Annotated in this window: 26 protein-coding genes and 1 tRNA gene; 11 read left to right on the top strand and 16 right to left on the bottom strand. The window is 62.0% G+C overall.

The annotated features are described in order from the left end of the window. Positions 1–15 precede the first annotated feature (15 nt). Positions 16–468 carry an NfeD family protein gene (locus G453_RS26735; protein ID WP_051272625.1) on the bottom strand — a complete coding sequence of 151 codons (453 nt, stop codon included), beginning with the start codon at positions 466–468 and terminating at the stop codon, positions 16–18. 341 nt (positions 469–809) lie between these two features. Between G453_RS26735 and G453_RS0118800 the strand changes: the two genes are divergently transcribed. Then, positions 810–1,100 (top strand): hypothetical protein, encoded by a 291-nt coding sequence (locus G453_RS0118800; protein WP_027192275.1) that lies wholly within the window; start codon positions 810–812, stop codon positions 1,098–1,100. Positions 1,101–1,227: 127 nt separating this feature from the next. Here the strand turns inward: G453_RS0118800 and G453_RS0118795 are convergent, their stop codons facing one another. Further along, positions 1,228–2,421 carry an anaerobic nitric oxide reductase flavorubredoxin gene (locus G453_RS0118795; protein WP_027192274.1) on the bottom strand — a complete coding sequence of 398 codons (1,194 nt, stop codon included), beginning with the start codon at positions 2,419–2,421 and terminating at the stop codon, positions 1,228–1,230. A 310-nt stretch (positions 2,422–2,731) separates the two neighbouring features. Between G453_RS0118795 and G453_RS25220 the strand changes: the two genes are divergently transcribed. Then, the gene (locus tag G453_RS25220; RefSeq protein WP_043646383.1) at positions 2,732–3,061 is read left to right on the top strand and encodes a hypothetical protein; all 330 of its coding nucleotides are present in this window, start codon (positions 2,732–2,734) and stop codon (positions 3,059–3,061) included. A 251-nt stretch (positions 3,062–3,312) separates the two neighbouring features. On the opposite strand, the gene G453_RS0118785 is transcribed toward G453_RS25220, so the two are convergent. The 7 genes from G453_RS0118785 to flgB are packed head-to-tail and all read right to left on the bottom strand — an operon-like array spanning position 3,313 to position 9,206. Next, on the bottom strand, positions 3,313–4,623 hold the full coding sequence (locus G453_RS0118785) for a FliI/YscN family ATPase (protein WP_043646381.1): 1,311 nt from the start codon (positions 4,621–4,623) through the stop codon (positions 3,313–3,315). Further along, the gene (locus G453_RS25215; protein ID WP_084502559.1) at positions 4,620–5,381 is read right to left on the bottom strand and encodes a FliH/SctL family protein; all 762 of its coding nucleotides are present in this window, start codon (positions 5,379–5,381) and stop codon (positions 4,620–4,622) included. The genes G453_RS0118785 and G453_RS25215 overlap by 4 nt, the downstream gene beginning before the upstream one ends. Continuing rightward, positions 5,368–6,363 (bottom strand): flagellar motor switch protein FliG, encoded by a 996-nt coding sequence (gene fliG / locus G453_RS0118775; protein WP_027192272.1) that lies wholly within the window; start codon positions 6,361–6,363, stop codon positions 5,368–5,370. Before fliG ends, G453_RS25215 begins: the two co-directional genes overlap by 14 nt. Before the next feature lie 3 nt (positions 6,364–6,366). Continuing rightward, on the bottom strand, positions 6,367–7,965 hold the full coding sequence (gene fliF / locus G453_RS0118770) for a flagellar basal-body MS-ring/collar protein FliF (RefSeq protein ID WP_027192271.1): 1,599 nt from the start codon (positions 7,963–7,965) through the stop codon (positions 6,367–6,369). Between the two features lie 23 nt (positions 7,966–7,988). Beyond that, positions 7,989–8,342: a flagellar hook-basal body complex protein FliE gene (fliE, locus tag G453_RS0118765; RefSeq protein ID WP_027192270.1), complete on the bottom strand. Its 354-nt coding sequence runs from the start codon at positions 8,340–8,342 to the stop codon at positions 7,989–7,991. A 10-nt stretch (positions 8,343–8,352) separates the two neighbouring features. After that, entirely contained in the window at positions 8,353–8,790 is a 438-nt protein-coding gene (gene flgC / locus G453_RS0118760; protein ID WP_027192269.1) for a flagellar basal body rod protein FlgC, read from the bottom strand. Positions 8,791–8,792: 2 nt separating this feature from the next. Further along, positions 8,793–9,206 carry a flagellar basal body rod protein FlgB gene (gene flgB, locus G453_RS0118755; RefSeq protein ID WP_027192268.1) on the bottom strand — a complete coding sequence of 138 codons (414 nt, stop codon included), beginning with the start codon at positions 9,204–9,206 and terminating at the stop codon, positions 8,793–8,795. A gap of 392 nt (positions 9,207–9,598) precedes the next feature. Between flgB and G453_RS0118750 the strand changes: the two genes are divergently transcribed. The 9 genes from G453_RS0118750 to G453_RS0118710 all read left to right on the top strand — a co-directional run bounded on the left by G453_RS0118750 (position 9,599) and on the right by G453_RS0118710 (position 16,644). Further along, a complete protein-coding gene (locus G453_RS0118750; protein ID WP_027192267.1) occupies positions 9,599–10,171 on the top strand; it encodes a tetratricopeptide repeat protein in 573 nt (190 codons plus the stop codon). A gap of 172 nt (positions 10,172–10,343) precedes the next feature. Next, positions 10,344–10,937, top strand: a complete 594-nt coding sequence (locus tag G453_RS0118745; RefSeq protein WP_027192266.1) for an IMP cyclohydrolase — start codon at positions 10,344–10,346, stop codon at positions 10,935–10,937. Positions 10,938–11,161: 224 nt separating this feature from the next. Then, the gene (gene hflX, locus G453_RS0118740; protein ID WP_027192265.1) at positions 11,162–12,814 is read left to right on the top strand and encodes a GTPase HflX; all 1,653 of its coding nucleotides are present in this window, start codon (positions 11,162–11,164) and stop codon (positions 12,812–12,814) included. Between the two features lie 25 nt (positions 12,815–12,839). After that, positions 12,840–12,915, top strand: a tRNA-Phe gene (locus tag G453_RS0118735). A gap of 364 nt (positions 12,916–13,279) precedes the next feature. Continuing rightward, positions 13,280–13,867: a hypothetical protein gene (locus G453_RS25210; RefSeq protein ID WP_235731806.1), complete on the top strand. Its 588-nt coding sequence runs from the start codon at positions 13,280–13,282 to the stop codon at positions 13,865–13,867. 731 nt (positions 13,868–14,598) lie between these two features. Then, positions 14,599–14,955: a plasmid mobilization protein gene (locus G453_RS0118725; RefSeq protein WP_235731805.1), complete on the top strand. Its 357-nt coding sequence runs from the start codon at positions 14,599–14,601 to the stop codon at positions 14,953–14,955. Between the two features lie 187 nt (positions 14,956–15,142). Beyond that, positions 15,143–15,394 (top strand): hypothetical protein, encoded by a 252-nt coding sequence (locus G453_RS0118720; protein WP_156921012.1) that lies wholly within the window; start codon positions 15,143–15,145, stop codon positions 15,392–15,394. Between the two features lie 60 nt (positions 15,395–15,454). Then, positions 15,455–15,664 carry a TOBE domain-containing protein gene (locus G453_RS0118715; RefSeq protein ID WP_027192262.1) on the top strand — a complete coding sequence of 70 codons (210 nt, stop codon included), beginning with the start codon at positions 15,455–15,457 and terminating at the stop codon, positions 15,662–15,664. 200 nt (positions 15,665–15,864) lie between these two features. Next, complete coding sequence (locus G453_RS0118710; RefSeq protein ID WP_027192261.1) at positions 15,865–16,644, top strand: DUF169 domain-containing protein; 780 nt, start codon at positions 15,865–15,867, stop codon at positions 16,642–16,644. Positions 16,645–16,822: 178 nt separating this feature from the next. On the opposite strand, the gene G453_RS0118705 is transcribed toward G453_RS0118710, so the two are convergent. The 7 genes from G453_RS0118705 to nifE form a co-directional block, all read right to left on the bottom strand. After that, positions 16,823–18,445: a sigma-54-dependent Fis family transcriptional regulator gene (locus G453_RS0118705; protein WP_027192260.1), complete on the bottom strand. Its 1,623-nt coding sequence runs from the start codon at positions 18,443–18,445 to the stop codon at positions 16,823–16,825. 145 nt (positions 18,446–18,590) lie between these two features. Beyond that, positions 18,591–19,373 (bottom strand): ABC transporter permease, encoded by a 783-nt coding sequence (locus tag G453_RS0118700; protein WP_084502557.1) that lies wholly within the window; start codon positions 19,371–19,373, stop codon positions 18,591–18,593. After that, positions 19,354–20,115, bottom strand: coding sequence for an ABC transporter ATP-binding protein (locus G453_RS25205; RefSeq protein ID WP_169725369.1), 762 nt, complete (start codon positions 20,113–20,115; stop codon positions 19,354–19,356). Before G453_RS25205 ends, G453_RS0118700 begins: the two co-directional genes overlap by 20 nt. Positions 20,116–20,204: 89 nt before the next feature. Continuing rightward, positions 20,205–21,182, bottom strand: coding sequence for an ABC transporter substrate-binding protein (locus tag G453_RS0118690; RefSeq protein ID WP_169725368.1), 978 nt, complete (start codon positions 21,180–21,182; stop codon positions 20,205–20,207). Further along, the gene (locus G453_RS0118685; RefSeq protein ID WP_027192257.1) at positions 21,085–21,822 is read right to left on the bottom strand and encodes a Fe-only nitrogenase accessory AnfO family protein; all 738 of its coding nucleotides are present in this window, start codon (positions 21,820–21,822) and stop codon (positions 21,085–21,087) included. The genes G453_RS0118690 and G453_RS0118685 overlap by 98 nt, the downstream gene beginning before the upstream one ends. Before the next feature lie 325 nt (positions 21,823–22,147). Then, positions 22,148–23,524: a nitrogenase component 1 gene (locus tag G453_RS0118680; RefSeq protein WP_027192256.1), complete on the bottom strand. Its 1,377-nt coding sequence runs from the start codon at positions 23,522–23,524 to the stop codon at positions 22,148–22,150. Positions 23,525–23,562: 38 nt separating this feature from the next. Next, positions 23,563–24,945, bottom strand: coding sequence for a nitrogenase iron-molybdenum cofactor biosynthesis protein NifE (nifE, locus tag G453_RS0118675; RefSeq protein WP_027192255.1), 1,383 nt, complete (start codon positions 24,943–24,945; stop codon positions 23,563–23,565). Positions 24,946–24,979 lie beyond the last annotated feature (34 nt).

The raw sequence follows: 24,979 nt of genomic DNA, 5'->3' as shown, positions 1-24,979 counted from the left end.
AAACCTCCATATCGGTTACTTTTTCTCCACGGTCAGAAGCGAATGGTCCCCGCCGGAATCCGCGACCACGCACACCCGCTGGCCGACGGCAAGCGCCTCGTCCGAGGTGGCCGTATAGAAGGAGCCGCGCAGCTTCACCCGCCCGGTCCCACCGGCCTCGACGGCCTCGGTGACCACGGCGTCGGCCCCCACCAGTGAATCAATGCTCTCCACCTGCTCCTGGTCCTGGCGCTGGCGGCCCTGGAACACCTTGGCGAGCGTGCCGCGCAGGGTGAGAAGGCTCAGGACGGAAGCGCTCGCAAAGAGCACCACCTGCGCCGCCCAGGACAGATCCAGCAGCAGGCAGGCCAGGGCCGTTATCAGCGCGCCGACCCCGAAAAACATGATGACCAGCCCCGGAACCAGCGCTTCCAGGGCGATAAGGGCCAGACCGGCGACGGTCCACAGGACGGGAGGCGACCAGATCATCGGATACTCCTCATGATGCTTTGCATGACATGCCCGCTTCATGGCGCAGGGCCGGGCCGTGCGCCGCCATCAGACACGCGACAGACGCAGCATAGCACGAGCCCTGCGCCATGTGCCAGCAGGAACGCGTCATGCGCCCCCAAAACTCGACTGAGGCAGGAGGGTATTGAAATGCGGCTTGCGCAAAAGACTCCTTGGCGGGTATGCAGAAAGCGTCATTCTTTCCCGGAGACGGACCTTGCCGACACTCCGGGAGACGCATCGCCCGCGCGCCAGACTCTTTCACGGCCCCGGCGACATCTCCCCACCGCGCACGGCGCGGCATAAGGACATCGGGCCACATGAGCATCGAGGCGAAACTGCTCACGGAGATGGACTCCATCGACGCGGAGACCCTGCGCTGGCTGCTGGAGTTCTCCTCCTGGAAGCGGCGCAAAGCGCCCGACCCAGGCGAGGTGCACATCCGTTTCCTGCTGGAGTACATGGCCCAGCGGGTCTACGATTACTATTTCATCCAGCGAAATTACAGCCACCTGGTCCCGCTGCTCAAGGGCTACGACTCCCGCTACGGCAACGTGGAGGGGCTGACGCGGCTCATCGAAGACCTGCGGATGCGCCTCCCGCAGGACTGACCCGACGGCCTTGCCCGTCGCGGAGGCAGCCCGCGCGCGCCACTGACTGGGCGGGGCCGCACTCACCGGCTACCGCCCCGCTTTCCCGCACAGAGGCCGAGCAGCCCCGGCCCCCCCTCCCCTCGCCTCAGGACAGCGTCGCAGCCACGGAGCGCCCGAATTCGCGGCACTGGTCCAGGCCGCCGTTGTCCGGGTTCCAGAGCATCTTGAGCCCTGGCGCGGCCAGTTCAAGCCCGGCCTCCGCCAGCCCTGCCTCGATCATCTTCACGGATTCGCCGCTCCAGCCGTATGCGCCAAACGCTGCGCCCTTTTTCTTCTTGAAGGCCAGGCCGCGCATCTCCTCCAGCACCGCCGCGATGGAGCGCAGGATGCCCTTGTTGAAGGTGGGCGAGCCCACTACCACGGCCTTGGACTTGAACACCTCGGAGATCAGGTCGTTCACGTCGCACTTGGAGGCGCTCAGGCACTTCACGGTCATGCCGGGCCTTTCCTCCCGCATGCCCTGGGCCACGGCCTCGGCCATGCGCCGTGTGGCGTTCCACATGGTGTCGTAGACCACCACGGCCTGATCTTCCTGGTAGTCGTCCGCCCACTTGAGGTAGGCTTCCACGATGCTGGTCAGGTCCTTTCTCCAGATCACCCCGTGGCTGGGGCAGATGAGCGACAGGGGCAGGTTCAGCGCCAGCACGTCGTTAATCTTTTTCGTCACTAGCTTGCTGAAGGGGGTCAGGATGTTGGCGTAGTATTTCAGGGCCTCCTGGAACAGCTCGCACTGGTCAACGGTGTCGTTGTAGAGGGTCTCGCTGGCCAGGTGCTGGCCGAAGGCGTCGTTGGAGAACAGGATGTTCTCCCCGGAGAGGTAGCTGAACATGGTGTCGGGCCAGTGGAGCATGGGGGCCTCCACGAAGGTCAGGGTCAGACCCTCGCCCAGGTCCAGGGTGTCGCCGGTCTTCACCACCTGGAAGTTCCAGTCCTGGTGGTACATGCCCTTCAAGGTCTTCACGCCGTTGGCCGTGCAGTACACGGGCAACTCCGGGCGGGCCTTCATGAGCAGCGGCATGGCCCCGCTGTGGTCGGGCTCGGCATGGTTGGAGATCACGTAGTCGATTTTCTCCAGCACCCCCTCGCGCGTAAGATTGTCCATGAACTCCCCGGCGAAGGGAGCCCAGACCGTATCGATCAGCGCGGTCTTGGCGCCCCGCACCAGATACGAATTGTACGACGATCCGTGATGCGTGCTGTATTCGTCGCCGTGAAACCGGCGCAGTTCCCAGTCTATCTTGCCGACGTAGCTGACCCGGTCCGTGATCTTCTTGAGCATGTGAGGCCTCCCTGGGGAATTCTTCCATCCCGATACCCATACGGCGCGCTTCGCGCAAGCCGCGTCCGGGATATTCCACGCATCCCCGTCCGTATTCCTGACTGCCTGTCCGGGCAATGCCAAGATGGATAGGACGGCTTCGAGAACTTCAAGCATGTCCACTCCAGGCGAACCATGCGCTGCACCGGGCAAGCGGGCCGGGAAGAACAGGCTTGCGCTCCACGCCGAAACGGATGAGAATTCGCGGTAGTTCCGCTGCGCCGTGCCGGAACAACGCCACCTGCCGCTCAACCAAAGGACAACCCAGACCATGAACCGCTCCGCTCTCCTGTTCGCTTTGCTCATCTCCTGCTGCCTGCTGGACGGCTGCATCCAGCGCGCCCCCATGACCGAATCGGAATTCCTGGGCTTCTGCCACTCTGCCAGCAACCGCCGGGGATTCTGCGACAGTGTTGGCGTGTGCGCGCAGTACATGGACGCCGTTGGCAAGCCCCAGAAGGATCTCGCCACCTGCCTGAAGGGATGCGTGGACGTCCGCAAGCGCCTGATCGAGCAGAACCACACAGGCGGCTGCTCAGGCGTCATCGCCTCGGGCAACGACTGGTGCCAGCGCTACTGCCGGACGTTGTACCCGGAGTAGGCTCGGCTTCGGGGATGGCCTGCCGTTGCATCCTCCGGCTCTATTTCACGAAAACAACAAAACCTAAAATAACGACCCTCGTTATTTTAGGTTTTCTCCCCAGCGCCTTCACCCCAGGGCCTGACGCCTTAACTCAAACCAGCCGTCCAAGACGCGAAGCGGTAGGGGATTCCAAAGGGACTGGTCCCTTTGGCCGCCGGAGGCTCCGAATCTTCTCTCCGTCTCTCTCCGTCTCTCTCCGTCTCCTCCCCCTATCCTCCCACCAGCGCCTGAAGCGCCCCGAAGCTCCCCTCCAGGGTCTCGGCCTCGTGGACCTGTTGTTGGAGATAGTTGCGGATGGGGCCGATCATCTGCAAGGCCTGATCGATCTCCGCGCTAGCGCCCGCCTGGTACGCGCCGATATTCACCATGTCTTCCACGCGCTTATACGTGGCCAGCATGCGGATGAAGTTCCGCCCGGCGGCCACGGCCTCCTTGGGGGCAACGTCGCTTCTCAGTCGGCTGACGCTCCGGAGCACATCGATGGCCGGGAAGTGCCCCTGGTCGGCAAGATCGCGCGTCAGCACGATGTGCCCGTCCAGAATGGAGCGGGTGGAGTCCGCGATGGGCTCGTTGAAGTCGTCGCCGTCCACGAGCACCGTGTAGATGCCGGTGATGGAGCCCAGATTGTTCCTCCCCGCACGTTCCAACAACTTGGGCAGGTGCGCGAACACGGACGGGGTGTAGCCCCTGGTGGTGGGCGGCTCGCCAGCGGCCAGCCCAACTTCGCGCCCGGCCATGGCGAAACGGGTGACGGAGTCCATCATGAGGATCACGTCCTTGCCCTGGTCGCGGAAGAATTCGGCCATGGCCGTGGCCGCGTAGGCGGCGCGCATGCGCACGAGCGGGCTCTGGTCCGAGGTGGCCACCACCAGCACCGAGCGGGCCATGCCCTCCGGCCCCAGGTCCTTCTCGATGAATTCCAGCACCTCGCGACCGCGCTCGCCGATAAGCCCGATGACGTTCACGTCAGCCTTGGTGTTTCTGGCGATCATGCCCATGAGCGTGGACTTGCCGACGCCCGACCCGGCCATGATGCCCACGCGCTGGCCCTTGCCCAGGGTGAGAAGGCCGTTGATGGCGCGCACACCGACGTCCATGGGCTCGGTGATGCGCGGGCGCGACAGGGGGCTTGGGGGCTCGCCGTAGAGCGGATAGTAGCGGCGCGGGTCGATGGGGCCTTTGTTGTCGATGGGTTCGCCGAAGGCGTCGATGACGCGGCCCAGGAAGCGGTTGCCCACGGGCAAAAGCGGCGGAGTGGCGGTGTTCTGGATCAGACAGCCCTGGCTCACGCCGCGCAGTTCGCCGTAGGGCATGAGCAGGCAGGAGTCGTCGCGGAAGCCGACCACTTCGGCGGGAACGCCCTTGCCGTCGCCGGACATGAGGCGGCACACAGCGCCCAGGGGGGCCTTGATGCCCTTGCCTTCCGCGATCAGGCCCACCACCTTGCTCACCTTGCCGAAGGTGCGCACGGGGTCCAGTTCGTCCAGAAGGGAGAGGCAGGCCGGGGCGTCCAGGGTCATGGCTGCGGGTCCGAGAATTCCACGCGCTCCAGCAGGTCGGAGATCTGCTCGAAGCGGGTGTCGAGAGTGTTGTCCACCACGCCGGCCTCGGATTCCAGGCGCACGCCGCCGGGAGTCATGGCCGGATCGCCCTTGATGCGCCACGCGCCCAGTGCGGGATGCAGCCGCTTGGCCTCCTCCAGGATCTGTGCGGCGGACTCCTCGTCGCCGGGGTGCACCAGCACGGTGAACCCGGCGCGGGTGTCCAGGAGCTCGATGGCCTGATCCATCAGGTTGCCGAGGATTTCCTGGCGGCGCTCGGAGAGCTCGGTGTGCAGGGTTTTCTCGACGGAAAGTTTGAGCAGGGCGGCGAATTCCTGACGGTGCCTGGTCCAGAGGTTGCGGCGCTCGGCTTCCAGGCCGTCAAGCATTGCGGCCATGGTGCCGCCCAGCCCTTCAAGCTCGAGCTGGCAGGACTGACGGGCGTCGGCCATTCCCTGGGCCAGGCCCTCCTGGCGGGCCTGCTCCTTGATGAGCTCGCCCTCGGCCATGGCCTGGTTCAGGATCTCGCGGGCCTTGGCCTGGGCCTTGGCGCGCACCCTGGCCCAGAATTCCAGCTCGGTCTGCTGGTCCAGCACCTGGACCTTGGTACCCTCGATCTGGTTGACGGTCATCTCCTGGGGACCGGCCATGCCGATGCCCATGACCACCCGCGCGTTGCCCGGAAGGAACGCTCCCTGAGCCTGTTCGCCCGGCTGTTGTGCGTCAGATGAAGACATCGCCGCCACCCCTGCCGATGGCTATCTTGCCCTCGGCCTCCAGTCGCCTCACGGTCTTGACCACGTTCTGCTGCGCGCCTTCCACGTCGGCCAGGCGCACAGGCCCCATGATCTCCAGGTCTTCCTTGATCATCGTTGCGGCGCGCTCGGAGAGGTTCCTGAAGAACTTGTCCTTGAGCTCGTCGCTCGCTCCCTTGAGGGCCTGGGTGAGCTCCTCGTTGGAGACTTCCTTGAGCAGTTCGCGGATGGAACGGTCGTCCAGGGCCTTGACGTCCTCGAACACGAACATGAGGTTGCGGATGTCTTCGGCCATCTGGGCGGATTCCTCTTCGATCTCGGAGAGGACCTCCTCCTCGGTGGCGCGGTCCACGGAGTTGAGGATTTCGGCCACCGCAGGCACGCCGCCCACCTTCTTGCCTTCCTTGCCGCCCATGGCGATGAGCTGGTTTTGCAACACGCGGTCCACCTCCAGGAGCATCTCCTCGGCCACGGCCTCCAGGCGCGCCAGGCGCATGAGCACTTCGGCCCGAACGCCCGAGGGCAGGTTCTGGAGAAGCTCCGCAGCCTGGTCCGGGTGCAGGTGGCCAAGGATGAGGGCCAGGGTCTGCGGGTGCTCGTTCCGGAGGATCTGGGCCAGGATGCGCGGGGAGACGTTCTCCAGCTCCTGGAAGGGAGTCGGCCCGGAGGCGATCTCCAGCGAATCCATGATGTACTTGGCCGTGTCGGAGTCCAGCGCCTTGGAGAGCATGCGCTTCACGGTGTCCGCGCCGCCGATGAGCGATTCCTGACCGAACTGCATGGACTCGTTGAACTCCTTGAGCACCTCTTCGACGCCTTCCTTCTCGATGGTGTCGATTTCCAGCATGGCCTTGGAGATACGGGCGATCTCGCTGCGGTCCATGCGTTTGAACACCTCGGAGCAGAACTTGTCGCCGAGCGCCAGGCAGAGAACGGCGGTCTTATGCGGTCCGGAAAGGGCCATGGCTTATGCGGCCTCCTGCTTGAGCCATCCGCGCAGGACCAGTATGGCCTGCTCGGTGTTTGTTTCGAAGAGCTGCTGGGCCAGAATCTTGGCATTCTCCAGCCGCTTGGTGATTTCCATGTGCTCGCCCTCTTCCTCTTCCGGTTCGGCCAGCGCGATGCGGCGCTCGGCTTCGGGCAGGCGGTTCAGCTGCTCGATCTCCTCGCGGGTGACGCGGGGGCGGATCAGCGCCATGACCACCGGGCGCACCACCAGGAGCAGGAAGAGGAACACCAGCACGCCGTTCAGGAAAGGCTTGCCCAGGCGCTGGGCGTATTCCAGCATGGTCTGGGTGAGGCTCGGCTCGGTGAGCAGTTCGCGTTCGCCAAACGACATGGAGCTGACTTCGATGGTGTCGCCGCGCTTGGCGTCGATGCCCACGGCGCTGGCCACGGCCTGCTTGATCTGTTCCATTTCCTCGGCGGGCCGGGGGATGAACTTCACTTCCTTGCTGCTTGGGTCCTGAATGTAGTCCACGATAACCGCGACGGACAGGCGCTGCAACTCCCCAGTGGGCGAGTGGATCTCCTGCTGCTCGGAATCGATCTCGAAGTTGGATTTGCGGCGCTCGGAGGACTGGTCCACCTTGTTCTGGGTGCCGGAGAATCCGTCGCCCCGGAAGTTGGTCTCGGGCACGGAGCCGTCCACGTTGGCCTTCTGGTTGGTGGTGGACTCTTCGCGCTCTTCGGAGCGCAGCACGGTCTTGTTGGGGTCGAAGGTCTGGCGCTTGGTCACCTTCTGGGAGAAGTCCAGGGTGGCCGCCACCTTGGCGATGGATTTGCCGCCGCCCACGATGGGGGTCAGGAGTTCCTCGATGCGGCGCTCCACGCTCTGCTGATAGGTGTTGCGGAACTCGAACTGGGTGTTGGTCAGGCCGTCGATGCTGGCCCCGTCCTTGTTCTGGAACACGATCTTGCCGGCGGTGTCGGTGATGGTCACGCGGCTGGGGTCCAGGCCCTCCACGCTCATGGCCACGAAGTTGACCATGCCCTGGATCTGCTTGGGCTCGAGCTTTGCGCCGCTCTTCAGGGTCAGCACCACCGAGGCGCTGGGCTTGCGCTGCTCCTCGATGAACAGGCTCTTGGCGGGCAGCACCAGGTGCACGCGGGCCTTCTCCACCTGCGGGAACTCCGAGATGGTGCGCGACAGCTCGCCTTGCAGGGCGCGCTGGTAGTTGATGCGCTGCACGAAGTCGGTCTGGCCCACCTTGGTCTCGTCGAAGATCTCGTAGCCAAGGCCCGCGCCGCGCAGCTTGCCTTCACCGGCAACCTTGAGGCGCAGCTCGCTCACGGTCTCGGCGGGTACCAGCACGGTCTGTCCGCCGTCTTCGAGCTTGAAGGGGGTCTTGTTGGCCTTCAGGAGCTCCATGACGCGGCTGGCGTCGTCCTGGGAGAGCTTGGTGAACAGCACCTTGTAGTCGGGCTGGTTGAACCAGAAGATCATCAGCGCGAAGGCTGCCACCACGGAGGCGGCCACGCCTGCGAAGAGGATGCGCTGCGCCAGGGTGCGGCCTGACCAGAAGCGCGTGGCCTGGTCCCAGAGTGATTTCAGTACGACGGGCATGGGAGTCTCCTTGCTTTACGCGCCTAGAAGGGCATCTTGACCAGTTCGCGGTACATATCCAGGACCTTGTTCCTGACCGTGGAGGTCATGGACATGGCCAGGCCGGACTTCTGCAACTGGATCATCAGTTCGTGCACGTTCTGGTTCTCGCCCGTGGCGAAGGAAGCCACCATCTGGTCCTTCTTGATCTGCTCCGCGTTGACGTCGGACAAGGACGACTTGAGCGAGTCCACGAAGTTGGTCTTGCTGGCTTCGCCGGTCCCGGTCATGTTCCCGAAGGCTTCGGCGGTCTTGTTCTGCGCGCCACCCAGGCCGCCAAGCTGGGACTGGCCCATGGCGGAACGGTAGGCGTTGATGGCGATGGGGCTTATGGCCATGGCGAGTCTCCTAGCGGCCTATCTCAAGAGCCTTGTTGTACATGCTCTTGATGGTGGTGATGGTGGAGGTGCTTGCTTCGTAGCTGCGCGTTGCCTGGATCATGTTGGTCATTTCCTCGACCACGTTGATGTCAGGATATTGAACGTAGCCGTTCTGGTCCGCATCGGGGTGGCCGGGTTCGAAGACCTGCTTGGCCGGGCGGCCGTCGGCGACGATTCCCGTCACGCGCACGCCTTGCAGCTCATCGCCCAGGGCCGCGTTCATGGCCTTGCCGAAGGGCGTGACCGGCGTGGATTCCAGGGCCACGGACTTGCGCTGGTAAGGGCCTTGCCCGTCGGCGGTGCGCGTGGTCTTGGCGTTGGCCAGGTTCATGGCGATCACGTTCATATAGGTGCGCTGGGCCGAGAGGGCCGAGCCGCCCACGTCGAGTGCGGTCATGAAGTCCATGATTACTTGCCTCCCTCCGCGATGACGGTCTTGATGCCTTCGAAGTTCTTCTGCATCACCGTCACCAGTGCGTTGTACATGAGCGAGTTCTTGCCCATGGTTGCCATTTCCTTATCCATGTCCACCGCGTCCGCCCCGTAGATGGTGCGCGGCTTGAATTCCTTCACTGCCCGGCCCTGGAAGCCGTTGACGTCGAAGTGCGAGGGTATGTGCTCCGCGCTGGTGCGCGTGAGCGAATTCTTCGACTGCACGTCCCCCACGGCCTGCTGGAGCTGGCTCTCGAATTCCAGGGTGCGGGCCTTGTAGCCAGGGATATTGATGTTGGCCAAATTGGACACGACGAGGTTTTGACGCTCGAGCCGCAGGTCCATGACCTTGGCGAGCAGGTCCGCGTTGGCTCCGTAGATGTCCGGCATGGCGTAACTCCTTGGGCGGCGGCTGTTTTTGCCTGGTGGGTCCCACCGGGCTGGGGCCGCCCCGGTCCTTCCGTTAGCAACTCCCGTTCCAACCGGATAACCAGCCGGAATCAAACATTTTGCGGATTTTCCGAAGGTCCTGGCACGCCCGATGCTTTTCATTTCACGACGCCACCCCGGCGGCGGAAATTGCCCGAACCGGGACTTGGCACGCACCTTGCTTAGCACAACTCGCCTGCTCGTCGGTCCCCGGGAGGGACGTGGTTGACGGGCTGGCGCGGAAGGGGAGGCGGAGGGCCAGGACGGTCCTCCCAGACAAGGGAAGCGAATGACGGACGCCCGGCCCGGGAGAAGGTTTTGGCAGGCGCGTCCACGCACCGGAGGGGACAGAAATGAGCGGCCATCTGGATTATGAAATCAACAAGGAACTGGGCGAATGCTACCTGTTCATGGGCGACCTGGACAAGGCTGAAGAGTACTACAGCAAGGCCATGAACTCCAACGGAGTCCACCCGGACCCGTACCTCGGCCTGGCGACCATCGCCGTGCACCGGGGCGACCTGGACAACGCCTTCGGCTTCTACCGCAAGGCGGCCAACGCCGAAGCCAGCGACAAGTCCCTCTCGGGCATGGCGCTGATCGAGATGGAGCGCGGCGAACACGACAAGGCCTTCGACCACTTCTCGCAGGCCCTGGAGTATAACCCCGAGAACATGGTGGCGCTCTACAGCATCATCCGCCTGGGCCATGCCATGGGACGTCTGCCGGACGTGATTCCGCACCTGGAATCCTACCTGGCCGTCGAACCCCTGAAGCACGAGATCCGCTACTCGCTGGCCGGATGCATGGTGGCAGCCGGACGCGACGAGGAAGCCATGGCCCAGCTGAACCGCATCCTGGAGCACGACCCGGCCCACAGCTGCGCCGTGGAGCTCAAGGAGCACCTGGACGCCAAGGCGGCCTAGCCCAGGGGAACAATTTTCACGCAGATCTCCCCTCCCCCATTGGTTCCCGGTCCGGTGCGCTCCCGGCGGCCGGACCGGGAATCAACCAATACGTTCATGGGAGGGAGCGCTGTTCCGGGTTGCCAAGCGTGGGCGATTTTGGCACTGCCTGAGCAAAACAAGCGAGGCAGCCATGGATCATTTGCCCATCCGCAGGGCTATTCTCTCCGTTACCGACAAGTCCGGCCTGGCCGAGTTCGCGGCGTTCCTGCATGCGAACGGCGTGGAGCTCGTCTCCACCGGCGGCACCAAGAAGGCCATGACCGACGCCGGACTCCCCGTCACGGCAGTCGATCAGGTCACCGGGTTCCCCGAAATGCTGGGCGGACGGGTCAAGACCCTGCACCCCAACATCCACGCGGGCATCCTGGCCGACAAGGACAACCCCGAACACCTCACCACCCTCGAGTCCTTCAAGCTCAAGCCCTTCGACCTCATCTGCGTCAATCTCTACGACTTCGCCAAGGCCGCTGCCGCCAAGGCCGACCTGAAGGCGGCAGTGGAGCAGATCGACATCGGCGGCCCCACCATGCTTAGGGCCTCGGCCAAGAACTTCCACTCCATCCTGGTGGTCCCCTCGCCCGCTCACTACGCCCGCATCACGGCGGAACTGAAGGACAACGGCATGAAGGCGTCGCTTACGCTGCGCCACGAGATGGCCGTCGAGACCTTCAAGGCCACCTCGGCCTACGACGCCATGATCTGCGACTATCTCGGCAAGGCCTAGCGCCCCGCCTTCCCCGATTCGACGATTTCCCGGCCAACCGCGCGCATCCCGGCGCGCGGCTGGCCGGGAGCATCCGCCACTCTCTTGCCGCCCCCTTGCCTCCCTTGCGCCGCTGACCTACAAGTTCGCCTGAACATACGCGGCGGACCACGACGGCCCGCCGCCGGAGGTCTCCCATCGCCACAAAAGTCCAAGGCAACACCGAGGGCCTGAAGCCCAGCCAGTTGAAAGCCCTCGATCGCCTCTACACCCGGCGCTATCCGCCTGCCGAAGGCTACACCCTCGACCAGGCCCGCGAGCTGGCCGCCATCTCCCACGGCATAGGCCGCCAGGTGGGGCTGCTCATCGACCGCAAGGGCCGCCCGGACATGGTCCTGGTGGGCGAGCCGCACGCCATCTACATCCCCGAGCTGTCACGGTCGCGCCTGGGCTCGGGGCGTCTGCGCGGTGTGCGCCTTCTGCACACCCACCTGCACGACTCGCCCCTGGACCAGGAAGACCTCACGGACATGCTCTTCCTGCGCCTGGACTCCGTGTCCGCCATCACCGTGGATTCCATGGCCTCCCCGGCCAAGCTCCACGTGGCGCACCTGACCCCGCGCTCCGAGCCGGAACCCGGCGCCAAGCCCTGGGACATCCTTCCCCCGCGCCCCTGGGACCGCCCGGACATCGACTTCGAGGCTCAGACCCAGGCGCTGGAGGACGAATTCGCCCGCCTGGACAAGCCCATCACCGGCGCAGAATCCGCAGCGGCCAGCGGCATCGGCGGCACGGAAGCGGGCGTGGCGGGCCGGGCCATCCTGATCGGCGTGGGCAGCGCCCCGCGCCTGGACCTGGAAGCCTCCCTGGAAGAGATGGAGGCCCTGGCCGCCACGGCTGGGCTTTCGATCACCGGGCGCGTGATCCAGCGCGTGCCGCACGTGAACCCGCGCACCATCATCGGCAAGGGAAAGTTGTCGGAACTCGAGGTGATGGCCCTGTCCACGGGCGCATCCGTGCTCCTCTTCGACGGAGAATTGACGCCCGCCCAGATGCGCAACCTGGCGGACCTGACCGAGCGCAAGATCCTTGACCGCACCCAGCTCATCCTGGACATTTTCGCCCAGCGGGCCACCTCGCGCTCGGGCAAGCTCCAGGTGGAGATGGCCCAGCTGAAATACACCCTGCCCCGGCTGGTTGGGAAGAATCCCGCCATGAGCCGCCTGATGGGCGGCATCGGCGGACGCGGCCCCGGCGAGACCAAGCTTGAGATGGACCGCCGCCGCATCCGCGAGCGCATCACCCGCATCAAGCGCGAACTCGGCGACCTGCGCAAGCAGCGCGCCCAGGTACGCGACCGCCGCGCCAAGGCCGGGCTGCCCATCGTGTCCCTGGTGGGCTACACCAACGCCGGAAAATCGACGCTCCTGAACACCCTCACCCAGTCGGCCGTGCTGGCCGAGGACAAGCTCTTCGCCACCCTGGACCCGGTCAGCCGCCGCCTGCGCTTCCCCATGGAGCGCGAGCTGGTGCTGACCGACACCGTGGGATTCATCCGTGCCCTGCCCAAGGAACTCAAGGAGGCCTTCCAGGCCACCCTGGAGGAACTGGAAAGCGCGGACCTGCTCATCCAGGTGGCCGACGCCGGACACCCGGAGCTGGCCGGACAGGTGGAGGCTGTGGACTCCATCCTCAAGGACATGGAGCTGGACACCGTCCCGAGACTTCTGGCCCTGAATAAATGGGACACCCTGGACGAAGAGCGCAAAGAGTGGGTTTTAAACCGTTATCCCGAGGGCTTGCCCATCTCAGCGCGCATCCGGGCAAGCCTTGAGCCCCTGGCCGAGGAAATAATTCGCAGGGTTGATTGGGAAAAAGGGCTTGCCAAGCCCGAGTAAAGTCGCTAATTGCTCTCTTCCTCGAGCCGAGGTAGCTCAGTTGGTAGAGCAGGGGACTGAAAATCCCCGTGTCGGCGGTTCAATTCCGTCCCTCGGCACCATTAACAATAACAAAGGGTTGCATGCAGGAAAGTCCCTGTCATGCAACCCTTTGTCTTTGGTCCCGGAAACCACTTTGTCCCGGAATAGTCCCGGAACAAAAAATCACCCCTCCCGATTCCACAGGGGGCGTCATTGCCTGAAAGCAGTGCCGCCTCTTTTCACGGCTCTCCCTCGCCCGGGCCGGGATTAACCGGCAATCGTTGCGGCCATGATCCGAGGCACCCTCGGCTTGAAGCCATGCGTCCAATTCGCAAGGGGAAGGGTGGCCTGCCCCGCATCCTTTCCCTGGCTGCCGAGCGGACCAAGGTTTGGTTTGACCATCCGAGAAAATGCCCTCCACTCTTGACCCATGGCGACCGAAAGATGCGCAGCGAACGTCGTGAGGCGTGCCTTGTGGTCCTGGAAACCATGCTATCGCATCTCGACCTCGCGTCTCTATGCCTGGGAGTGCCTACCCTGGCCAACGGCTTCATCGACATCGACATGAAAACCATCGTCAGGGACTCCGGCCTTGGCCAGCGCCGATGCGAGCGCGCCATAGGGCAATTGAGGAAGGCGGGGTTCATGCAGGTGAGACAGCCGAGACGAAAAAGCGAGGAAGGGAAATACTTCGGATGCCGGGCTATCCGAATCATCGCCTCGGGCCTCTTTGAATGGCTGGGCCTCGGGCCGATGCTACGGCGCGAACAAGCCAGGGCATCGGAGGCGCTCCGTCGCAAAGCGCGGAAAGCCAACCGCATGTTCGCCGACTTCATGCGTCGGGTCACATCCGGTTTCAAATTCAGGCCCGTACGTGCGCCCAGGGGTGGGGCTACGGAGCAGCGTGTGATCGAATGGAACCAGACATGGGCGATGCACGTCAGAACCGGCCTTGATCTGCGAGAGGCCCTGCGGCGAACGAATGAGTCCCTGGGGTATCCGCCCGGACACAGCCCAGGGCAGAAACAGTAAGACTCATCGACTGAATTCAGTTGGACCATGAAGGCCCCTCACGCGGGTTTTCACTTCTGCATCCCAATTCTCAAGCCATCATGCCTACTTGAGGCTGCGGATGATGCTGCCATCGGAATCGGATTGTTCCGTCGAGGCATGGTCTGTCTTCGATTCCCTCCCGCTTGAAATATGTGTCGCATGGTCGGAAGGCATGTGTCGCCCATATTACCAAGAGGCAAGAAGATGAAGAGAAGAACGTACGGACGTGCGCTAGCCTGTGCTCTGCTTGGCGAACCCAGTTGTATTGTCACTTCTTAAGGTTAAAACCCCCGGCATTCAGCAAGCCGTTGCTTTTGCGAAGAGTATTTCCTTGAGGGCTGACCATGCGAGCTCGCCCCATCTTTCTGGCTGTTGATCGGCGGTGAAATCCGTCGATAAAGCTGAACTTTCGGTTCTCATTCCCGAAACCATCAACCGACTCCAGTCTGTGGTCGACAATTCAGAGTAGCATAGATCATTGATGTTGCTTGCTCTTTCATATTGCTTGGAGTTGAAACATACTGTTGGCAATCGCTTCATGTTGGTAGATGCTGATAGATGTTGAAACGTGTTGGAGTGTGGCTGTGTAGCATGGTGTAAACCAACATAATAGCATATGAAATGATGCAGTTCGAAGGCAGGACAGGTGAGGTAGGCCTACCTCACAGTTGCCCTGCGGGGCTTCTGCTTATTCGCCTTAGGCTCAACGCATGACGACAATGGACGTGGAGATTTTCATGCCCTCGAAAAAAGCAGTGCTGAAAACCTATTTGACGCCAGAAGAATACAAAAGCATCCAAGAACACGCCGCAAGGACCGGGCTGTCGCTTTCAACCTTTGCCAAGCGCGTCTGCCTGGGGCAGCCTACGCCAAGCCTTGAGAAGCAGCACGCCCGGCGGGACCTGCTCAGGGTCAACGCCGATCTGGGAAGGCTAGGAGGTCTCTTCAAGTTGTGCCTGTCGGAGAAGGACACGCCGATCCAGGCGTTGCACATGGAGGCGCGAAGGTTGCTCAGGGAGATTGAAGCCCGGCAACGGGAACTAAGGGCCTTAATCGCCCGGATTTGAACGTTTCTACCATGAGCAGATGTCGCGTCGGCTTCGGCAACCGAAGTGACGACTTACGGCGCTTGGCCAGCAACAATGCCCTAAGCCTCGACCCCGGCTTGACGCGATCAGTCGCAAGGCCCCGCCGCGCCGGGTGGGAGTGGCGATATCCCTCGTACGCCGCCTCCAGGGGCAGGGAACGGACACGTTGAACGAACTGTCTACAGAAATGGGCTTCTGGGAGGCCGTCGGGACCGGTTGGTTCCTGAAGACGCAATGGCTGGAAGCGGTACGCCTGGCTCTGCCGGACAATGAGGACTTCCTCACCGTGCTGTCGCTGCGCGAATGCCTGCAGGAAGTGCGGAGCATGCCTGAGAGCGATCCGACGCTGGAAGGATGCTTCCAGCGACACCGGAAGAGTCACGAAAAATATTGCTATCAGTACATTTATCAGGCGTGATAGGGGACGCAAATCATGAAGCCCGTCCGCCTGGAGCCGGGACAAACAAAGGAGAACCCTATGAAAGTGAGCGCCCGCAACCTGATCCCTGGAAAGATCAAGGAAATCACCCAAGGAGCCGTGAACTCCGAGGTCGTCATCGAAGTCTCGCCTGGCATCGAGATCGTGTCCATCATCACCAAGCACTCCGTCGACTCCATGGGCCTCAAGGTCGGCTCGCCGGTCAAGGCCATGGTGAAGGCGTCCAACGTCATGGTCGTCGTCGACTAGGCGGAACGCCCCGCCAGTAGGAAGGCCGACCCGAACAGGTCGGCCTTTTTGCGTGGGCGCGCGCGTTGCGGCCTTCCGCCCAGGAAGCCCTATCGGATGTGCGCATATCCCTCCCCCGTCATTGTGATCCTCTCCTTGTTATGCTAGATATAACATAACAAGCTCACGCTGCCCTCCAAGGCGTACACAAGGAGAGATTCATGACCAGCGTCACCCCTGATTTCATGCGCGAGGCCCTCATGCGCGAGCTGCGTCTGATGCACGCGCCCGTCGCGGTGTTCTACTGCTTCAACCAGGAAGGTGTGGACGCCTTCAAGGCCGGGGGGGACTACCACCGCCCGGTCAAACCCGTCACCTTCTGCCAGGCGGAGCTCGGCCCGCGCATGGAGAGCATCCGCGTGCTCATGGAGCCTGAAAAGCTGGGCTGCACCAACGCCAAGTACGTGTTCGGCTGGAAGGGCTGCGACGAAGGGGAGCTGAAAAGCCACGCAAAGTACGCCTCAGGGGCCCTGACACTAGAAGCCATCGTCAAGGGCAAGGCTACTCTCCAAGGCAAGGGCCTGATGGCTGTCGGCCTGGAACCGCTGGGCGCGTCGGACAGGATGCCTGATGTGGTGCACTTCACCTGTGACACCATGCAGGCCTACCACTTGGCCACGGACTGGATGGCCACCCAGGGCAGGCCGGTGCTGGAAAGCGCCATAACGGTCAACTCGGCGGCCTGCGGCGGCAACGTCCGCGTGTTCGAGACGACCAAGGCTAATGTGTATCTGGCGTGCAGCGGCAACTACAACGCGGGCAAAATGGAGCGAGGCGAGGTGAACATCTCCATTCCCGGCGATCAGCTCCCGGCCGTGGTGGAGCGCCTGCTCGAGCGCAAGGCCAAGACCGGCGGAGCGTCCATCACCCGCCTGGGCGATCCGTTCCCGGGCGCGGACATCTGCAAGAACTGTCCGCTCATCGTTTTCAAAAGAGACTAACCCAAGCCCCCACCCTGGAACTGTCCCGGCGACGGTTCCACGGGAGGCTAGAACAAGACGGGAGATACGCGTGGAAGTTTGAAATCGTAAGAATTACGAAAGAATGTGCCTGACAGATCCTGTCCCCAACAGAATCAGCACCGCCCAGCCAGACCAGAGAACTCTCATCCACCGCAATCTAATCGTCACCACTGCGGAACGTCTTGTAGACCATATTATATTTCTTCATGCGCAGGGTCAGCGTCCTGCGCGTCAGACCCAGTTCGCCCGCCGCCCTTGTAAGATTGCCACTGTGCAGGCGGAGCGCATCCAGGAGCATCTCGTACTCGATTGCCGCGAGTTTTGCTTCTAGTCCCTGCCTGCTCTCCGTGTCCGTGAACACGGCGGACTGCACGACCATCGGAAGATTGCGCCCGTGAATGGCGTCGTCTTCGGCCAGGACGACGGCCCTTTCCATCACGTTTTCAAGCTCGCGAACGTTGCCAGGCCAGTGGTAGCTCATGAGCATGTTCAAGGCGGTGGTTGTTATCCGGTTGACCTGCTTGCCGTTCTCTTCCGCGAACTTGGAAATGAAATACTCTGCCAGTGTTATGACGTCCCTGCCGCGTTCGCGCAAAGGCGGCAGCATGAGCGGAAACACGTTGAGCCGGAAATACAGGTCCTGGCGGAAGGTTCCCGCACGCACCATCTCCGCAAGATCCCTGTTGGTTGCCGCCACCACGCGCAGGTTCACCGTCACGGTCTTGCTGCCGCCCACACGCTCGAAAGAGCGCTCCTGAAGGACACGCAGCAGTTTGGCCTGCGCCCCAAGCGAGAGCTCTCCCACCTCGTCGAGGAAGATGGTTCCGCCGTCCGCCTCCTCGAAGCGCCCCTTGCGCAGCTGCGCCGCGCCGGTAAACGACCCTTTCTCATGCCCGAACAGTTCGCTTTCCAGGATGCTCTCGGGCAGCGCCGCGCAGTTGAACTTCACCATGGGGCCATCGGCATTGGGGCTGTTGGAGTGTATGGCGCTGGCGATCATCTCCTTGCCCACACCGCTTTCGCCGAGCACAAGCACAGTGGTCTTGGTCGGGGCGACCTTGTGCAGCATGGCGAATACATCCAGCATGGCCTTGGAGGCCCCGATGATGTTCTGGGGCTTCAAAAGGTCGCGCAGTTCGTCCTTGTGCTCGCGATGGTGTCTTTCGAAATTGTGCCGGTCCACGTTCTCCACGAGATACATATCCATGGCCTGGGCCAACAGACAGCAGACAACCTCCAGAGCCTCCACGTGCTTGCACAGCAGGTGCTGGGCGTCGTAATGCCGAATTGCGCTGATACTGCCTATCACCTTCTTCCCGCGATGTATCGGGATGCAGAAGAACGAGCTTTTCATGTCCTTGGCGCTCAACAGGCTGCGCCTGAGGCTTGAAAAACTGGCGTCGTCACATATTTTTGGTATCATGACTGGCTTGCACGAGAAGATTACCTTCTCTGCGATCCAGTCTCCCAGGCTCTGCAAGCCTCTGTCCTCTTCCTCCTCAGTCATGCCGAAGCTCTTGTGGGAGAATATCTCCCCCGATTCCTGGTGATAAAGATTGATGATGGCGCGGTCGATGCCCATGTCGTGGCGCATGTAGTCCAGAAGATTCTCGATGGCCGTGGAGAGTTCGCATTTCCCGGAAATGGCGCGTTTTATGGCGGACAGCACGGGCACGATCTTCTCGCGGCAGCTGCCGCCGTTGCAGCCCTTGGTGCGATTTCCGTCCTTGCCGAACGGACCTTCGACGGACTGCCTGTAGAGTGACTCATTGCTGATCATGATGCGTAAAGCCTCGCTGAGCATGAATGCGATTTATGAATTCCGCACATACTTTCAGTGCGGCGCAGCTTTCAACTACCAGTGTCATGGCTAGAGACAATTGCACCATCACAAACTGGTTGCATACGACGAAGTTCTTGCATCATTACTGCTCCCAATGGATCACAAATCCTTGGATCGTTGAGCAGAGCTTGTTGATGGCCAGCCCGATCAGGCCAACAACGATGATGTTGCAGTAGAGTTCCGGGGTGTCGTAAGCGATCTGTGCGGAAATGACCCTTCCTCCCAGGCCGTACTTCGCGCCCACAAGCATTTCCGTGACCACGGCGATGATGATGGCCATGGACAAGGCCACCCGCGTGCCCACGAAGACGCTCGGCAGTGCTTCTGGAACGATGACGCTCAGGAAAACGCGCATGTCACTCGCACCAAGAGCCGCTGCCACCTTGCGGCGTTGCCGCGAGCCCGCACGTACGCCAACGGCCACGCTCACCAGCAGGATCGGCAGGCACCCGAACACCACGACAGCAATGCGGGACGCTTCGCCAATGCCGAAACACAGTAGTGCCAGTGGAAAGAGGACCACAGGAGGAATGGAACGGAAATAATCGATGGGCAGCTCGAAGTATGAAAAGAGCCTGTCCGACGCGCCAAGGGCCAGCCCGCACGGCACACCCAGGCAGAACGCCAGGCCGAATCCTGCCAGCGCCCGCCACAGCGTGGCTGTCACATCCGCGCTGATGCGCTCTTGGAGCGACAACTGCCGCGCTTTGTCCAGAACCTCCACGGGAGAGGGCAGGAACATGGGATTGGCGAGCCCCAGTGAGGACACGGTCTGCCAGAGCGCCACGAACACCGCCAGCATCAAAAGCGGCCGCGCGCACGACGCAACCTGGGGCGAGAGCCCGCTAGTGAAGGATTTCCGCATAGGGGCAGTCCTCCCGGCGCTTTCGGGCGCATCTCGGCGCGACGATCTCCCGCGTGATCATGGCAGGCTTGCCAGACAGCACGCAGACCCTGTCGGCCAGGTTGCTGAAGTGGGTCAGATCATGGGAAACCATGAGGACTGAAACGCGGTACGCTGCGAACACCTGGCGCAGCACCTCCCGCAGCCAGGACGTGCTTCCCTGGTCAAGAGCCGAGAACGGCTCATCCAGGAGCATCACGGCCGGATCGCTGATCAGCCCGCGCAGGATGGAGACATACTGCTGTTGCCCGCCGCTGAGCTGATAGGGGTACTTGTCCAGGCTGAAGGGGATGTCCACGGTCTCGATCAGGCGATCGAGCCGCTGTGAGCGGCGGGAGGAAGGAACCCCGGTTGCTGCCAGGGGATAGAGGATGTTGCTCCTCACAGTGAACCAGGGAAACAGGCTGGTCTTGAAGTCCTGGAAGACGTACGCCACGCGCAGCTCCGGCCGGGCGCGCACGATCTCGCCCGAATCAGGCCTCAGTATCCCGGCCACCATGTTGAGCAGTGTAGTCTTGCCGCAGCCGTTGGGACCATACAGTCCCACCACCTCGCCCGGACCGACCCGCAGGCTGAAGTCCTCGAACACTGTGTCAGCGCAACACCCATGGCCCGGATTACGCCGGAACACACGCCGGATATCGATGGCCGCCGTTTCGGCAACGAGGGGAAAGGCTCCCGGGCTGGTGGCGAGTGATTCCATGGCAAGCCTCGTATCCAGGAATATGGTCGTTGATAGGGGAGGCAGGGCGGCCCCCATGCCTCCCCACACATACGCGAAGCACCTGAGGCCTATTTCTTGGCCTGCAGGGCCATGTCCTTGAGCTCCAGCTTGGCCGGGATCATCTTGAGTGACAGATAGCGCTCCATGACGGCCTCCAGGTCCGCTCTCGAAAACTTGGCGCTCGGCAGGTAAAGCGGGTTGGAGTAGAATGGCACAAAAGGTTTTTCAGCGTCCTTCATGAACTTCTCCATGGACTTCTTGGCCTTGGCGGGGTCGGAATTGATGAGCGCGATGGCATCGTCGAGCGACTTGACGACCTTGGCCGCGATGGCCGGATTGGCGTCGGCGTAGGCCTTGTCCATGTTGAAGCTGGCGAAGGGGAAGGGGGAGCCCAGAAGTTCCGGGACTACTGCGCCAGTCACCAGCTCCTTGCCCACGCCGGACTTGAGCACTGCGGCTGAGGCCGGATCGTTGGTGAAGAGCGCGTCCACGGTCCCGGATTCCAGGGCCGAGACAGACATGGGCGGGGCCACGTGCTGGAGGATCACGTCCGCCGGGTCCACACCTTTCTTGGCAAGCACCGCCTCCATCCAGAGCTTGTAGGCCACGGTGGGCAGGATGCCGACGCGCTTGCCCTTGAGGTCCTCGATACTCTTGATGTCGGAGCCGTTCTTGACCAGGAGTTTGCTGATGGGGTGGCTGGCGTCCTCCACCAGGCTCGTCATATAGTAAAGAGCCTTCTTGGAACGCAGCGACGCGTTCATGGTGATGGCGTAGGCAGTGTAACCCGCCACATCCACCTTGCCCGACACCAGGGCGTCCATGAGGGGCTGGGCCGTCTCGAATTCCTCCAGAGTGACATCCAGGCCGTTTTTGGCGAACAGGCCCTGGTCAGAGGCTACGAATATCGGCAGGCTGATGATGAGCTTGCTGTATCCGATGGTCACCTTATCGGACTTGGCCAGGACCGGAGTGGTCATGAAGGCCAGCAGCACCGCCAGGCAGAAGGACAGGAGGCGGTGACTTTTGATGCAATTCGGGGACATACGCAAACTCCTTGTTTTCATGTGTTCTCAGCGGAATGGCTGATGACGAGGCGCAGCTTTCCGGCATCGACCTGTTCCTGGTTGCAGTGAACCTGCCGTTTTGGCACTGTGCGCGCATCCAGGGCGGCATGTGGCTGCAATAGACCTCCAGGCTTTTGAAGGGCGTTGTTTCCAGGAAGGACTTGAGCACCTGCTTGGAGGACGGCCCGGTGGCCTTGCCTTGGCACCCTTGAAGAGAGACAATGTAATGACCGTCGCCTAGATTTCTCGGCGCAGCGCAGACACGGCCCGGCTGACCCTGAATGTCTTTTTCAAGCTCGGCCTGCTCCCAGGCGTAGTCCAGCAACAGTTCCGGGTCAGCCGCGCATTCCCACACCGTCATCCCCCGCTTGTGAAGCGCGCGGGCAAGGACGGGCGGGAGCTTCCTGGTCAGGAGCGTGGTACACGTGCCGAGGAAGAGCCTGAGCGCGGCAGCCATGCCGCATATCTCCCCGACGCCAGGCCTCAGTCCAAGGTCAAGGGTCATTTCCCGCGCAGGACGCCAGGCCTGTTCCTGGTAGCGGTAGACGATCACATGAAATGACGCCGCGTCGTGAGGGGCGGAGTCCACCATGTCCATGTGCGCGGCTATTTCCATCATGTGGCGTTCCTTCACACTCAGTCGTCCAGAGCTTGGCGCGTCTCCCGAAGTCCAATCTCCAGGGCGGGCGGGGGCAGCTTCCTCTTCATTCAGCAAAGAGTGCGCCAGAATCTGAAAGCCAGTAATCCATTGATGTCAGGTAGTTATCGTCACGAATTCATCACAAATCAGGACCACAAATATGTTTACAAAAACATAAAAATCAAACAATTATGTTCCATGCTCGCGACCTGTCCGGACATGCGGGTACGGTTCAAACACTGAGAGGCCCCCCGCTTCCGGGGAGCCTCCCTGAATTGTTACCTGAGAGATGGGCAACGGCCGATCAGATCGCAGGCTCCTCCACCCGGTGGTACTTCTCCAGCATGTCCACGCGGTGCATCCCGAATTTCTTCGCCAGGACTGCGTTGACCATGTCGTCCAGGAGCTTCAGCGAGCCAGAATAGCCGGTATACACCAACCGTTGGCCGCCGAACCTGTCATTGATGGGGAAGCCAATCCTCACGGGAGGGAGGCCGTACTTTTCGGTCAGCTGCTTCCCGGCGGAGTTCCCCACCACGAGGTTGACCTCGTTTTTGAGCGTGTGATGTTCGAGGGTCTCGAAGTCCGTGTCATCCAGGATCGTGGACGCCATCCCGGCATGCTCCAGCAGCTTGTCCAGCAACCCGCGATAAGCCTTGCTTACTGAGCCTGTGCCGAGGACTGCGGGCGTTATGCCGTTCTCCACGCACAGGCTTGCCACCGAGTAGACCTGGTCCGGGTCGCCATAGACAAGCGCCCGTATCTCGCCGCTGGTCTTGTGCATGTCGATCATGCCGTCCACCAGCTTGCCCCGATCTTCCTGGAACTGCACGGGCGTCGCCCGCCCGGAGAGGCTTGAGAGAACCTGCATGAAGCTGTCGCAGTGCGCCACACCGATGGGAATGGGGCTGCGCACAAGCGGCACGCCGAACTGATCTTCAAGGTACCTGCCCGGTGAGATTTGCTCCGGAATGGCCGCGCCGATCTCTATGGTCGCCCTGGCCCCGGACATGGCGGCGATGTCCGCATGGGGCGTCCCTCCCTTGGGAATCCTGCTGAAATCCCGGGAGAAGGGGGCGTCGAAGGTAGTGGATATGTCCGGGAACATGATGGCGTCGATGCCAAAGGCTTGCAGCATGGACTTTATGTTGCGCACGTCCCCCGGACTGACGTGGGCCATGACCACGTTCACGCGGTCATGGCGGTCCGATGGGCGCACCACGTGGCGGAGGATGTCGCGAAGCGTCGTGAAATACCCTTCGCATAAGGTGCCGCCGTATCCTGGCGTGTTGGTGGCGATGATGTTGACTGCCCCCAGGTCGTTCTCGGCCCTGAATTCCTTGGCGATCCTCTCAACGTCCTCCCCTATGGTCTCGGCCAGGCAGGTGGTGGCGATGCCGATGAAGGTCGGATTGTAAATACGGATCAGGTTCTGGAGTCCCTTTTTGAGGTTGGCCCCGCCACCGTAGATGGTGGCATTTTCGTGCAGGGACGAAGAGGCGATGTCCATGGGCTCCGAGAAGTGCGTTGTCAGGTGCGTGCGCAGGTAGGCGTTGCACCCCTGGGAGCCGTGGAGCATCATCATGCTGTTCTCTATGCCGCGAAGCGCGATGGCCGCCCCCATGGGCATGCACATCTTGCACGGATTGACGTTCAGATTGACGAAGTTGCGTGTCTTCATATGCGCTTCCTTGTCGCTTCAGGCATGGTATCCCGGACCTAGACCAAAGGGTCCGTGTTTGCCCATTTCCACACGGGGCTGTTGGACGTGAGATCGAGTTCGCGGATGAAGTTGATCATGCCCTCGTAGGTGGTCATGGGGTATTTGCGATCGTGATTGAAATCCACGAAGGGGATACCCATCTTCAGGGCCAGGGTGCGCTCTTTAACGTTGCCCACGAACAGGTCGGGCTTGAACTCCCTGACGTACTTCTCGATTTCCGTAGGCGACGTGTCGTTGATGATGACCGCGCCCTCGACTGAAAAGTCGTTGATGACCCTGTAGTCCTCGACGCTCCCGTGCTGTGTGCCGATGAGCACGGTCTTGACCCCGAATTCCTTGAGAAGCTGGATCATGGCGATGGCCTTGTAGGTGCCGCCCACGCATACGGCAGCGGTCTTTCCCGCTAGCTTCTTGCGGTATTCGCTGATGATCGGCTCAACCCTGGCCTCTTCCTGTTCCACCAGTCGCAAAGCCCGGTCCACCAACTCCTGCCCCCCTATGTACTCCGCGATCTGCACCAGGGAACTCTTGATGTCCTGATAGCCGATGAAGCGGACCTTCAACGAAGGGATGCCGAACTTCTTTTCCATCTGCTGGCTCAGGTAGGCCATGGAGCCGGAACACTCCACGATGTTGAGCGTGGCGCTGGGAGCCTTGATCAGTTGCTCGTAGGAGGAGTCGCCGGTAATGCGCGCGACCACATTGACCCCGATTTTGCGCAGGTATCCCTCGATGATCCATATCTCGCCGCCGTGGTTGTAGTCGCCCAGGATGTTCACGCCGGGCTTCTGCTCCTGCTTGGCGTCACCCATGAGTTCAAGCAGCGCGCCGCAGGCGAGCTTGTAGCCCATGGGCTTTGCGCCCACGAACCCGCTGGACTTCACCGGGATGACTCGCACGCCGTGCTGGGCCTCTTTCTGGCGGCACACTGCCTCGATGTCGTCTCCGATGACCCCCACCACGCACGTGGCGTAAACAAAGATGAGCTTGGGCCTGGGGGTGTAGCCCTCAATGATCTCGTCGATTGCTGCGGCCAGCTTCTTCTCGCCGCCGAATATCACATCCTTTTCGCGCAAGTCGGTCGAGAAGCTGTTCCTGAACAGGTTGGAGTCGCTCGTGAGGCTTCCGCGCAGGTCCCAGGTATAGCTGGCGCAGCCGATGGGGCCGTGCACCAAGTGCACGGCGTCGGTGATGGGGTTGAGCACCACCCGCGCGCCGCAGTAGACGCACGCCCGCTGGCTGATTGAACCGGCGATGGTTTCCCTGTCGCAGCGGATGCCGCCGCCGTCGCATCCTCCAATGGATTTGACCAGAATGCGCGACTTCCGCTCTTCAAGGACATCTTTCACATCAAGGAGCAGCTCTGCTGAATCGTCCATAAAACCCTCTGGGCGTGGCGTTGTTAAAAACGGA

Source organism: Fundidesulfovibrio putealis DSM 16056, assembly GCF_000429325.1.
Classification (GTDB): Bacteria; Desulfobacterota; Desulfovibrionia; order Desulfovibrionales; family Desulfovibrionaceae; genus Fundidesulfovibrio; species Fundidesulfovibrio putealis.
The sequence above is the reverse complement of the archived record's forward strand: the minus strand, read 5'-3'. Positions and strand labels throughout refer to the sequence as shown.